Below are 1144 nucleotides of genomic sequence, written 5' to 3' on the forward strand. Positions count from 1 at the left end.
TTCTTTTGTTCGTTAACCGTCAGCGTTCCCCATCCTGCTTCTTCAAAAAATGATGTGCATTCTTCGATTGATTGAAGGGGGAATTTTCTGGAGAGCTGTTTGCCTCCCCAATATAAAATGTCAGGAGTGTGCTTTCCAAGGATATCCGGGAGCAGGATATCGCGAATCAATTCATAACCGAAAATTGGGACGGCCGGTTCATAGATTTCTTCTTTTTTCTGTTCCAAGTAAATCCCCTCTTTCTATAAAACTATTATATACATGTGATGACGATTTATCATCCCAAACATGTAAAACGAAAGATGGGATATTTTGGTGATATAATATTGTTTGTGATTTATTAGAATTTTCTAACTATTAAAAGCGGATTTAGAACGATTTTACCGTTCACTTCCTGTTAAAAATATTTTAGCGATATTGTCGAAATTATGTATCCGTTTTCTTGACGCTTCCACTTCAGGGGAGTAAAATGAGACTTGTCATATTATTGTTACAACATAAAATATGTATCGTAGTCTAATGAAAATTGATTAGAAAACGGCCTCATATTTTATGATTAAGGGGGGTAAATCATGGCTGGAAATCGAGAATTTAATTATCGCAGGCTTCATTCATTACTAGGTGTTATTCCAGTTGGATTATTTTTAACTCAACATTTAGTCGTGAACCATTTTGCCACAGGCGGGGAAGAGTCATTCAATCAAGCGGCACATTTTATGGAAAGTCTGCCTTTCCGTTATTTCCTTGAAATCTTTATCATCTTCCTACCATTGTATTTCCATGCGATCTATGGAATTTACATTGCGTTCACTTCTAAGAATAATGCCACTAAATTTGGCTATTTCCGTAACTGGATGTTCCTTCTTCAGCGTATTTCAGGGGTAATTACATTTATCTTTGTTACATGGCATGTGTGGGAGACAAGGGTGGCTGCCGCATTTGGAGCGGAAGTGAACTTTCAGATGATGGAAAACATTTTATCGAATCCATTGATGCTTGTGTTTTATGTAATTGGTGTACTTTCTACGATCTTCCACTTTGCTAATGGCTTATGGTCATTCTGTGTAAGCTGGGGAATCACGGTATCACCACGTTCTCAATTAATAGCTACATATGTAACGATCGGAATTTTTGTTGCGTTATC

General features: G+C 37.0%; 2 protein-coding genes. One reads left to right on the forward strand and one right to left on the reverse strand.

What is annotated here, in order from left to right; genetic code table 11:
- Nucleotides 1-227 (reverse strand): DUF2507 domain-containing protein (locus HP456_RS24195; protein ID WP_172255733.1); only part of this gene is annotated, 227 nt, incomplete at its 3' end.
- 345 nt (nucleotides 228-572) lie between these two features.
- On the opposite strand from HP456_RS24195, the gene HP456_RS24200 reads away from it, so the two are divergent.
- A partial coding sequence (locus tag HP456_RS24200; protein ID WP_172255736.1) for a succinate dehydrogenase cytochrome b558 subunit occupies nucleotides 573-1144 on the forward strand: 572 nt, incomplete at its 3' end.

It is taken from the genome of Bacillus haikouensis, assembly GCF_013179555.1.
GTDB lineage: Bacteria > Bacillota > Bacilli > Bacillales > Bacillaceae_B > Rossellomorea > Rossellomorea haikouensis_A.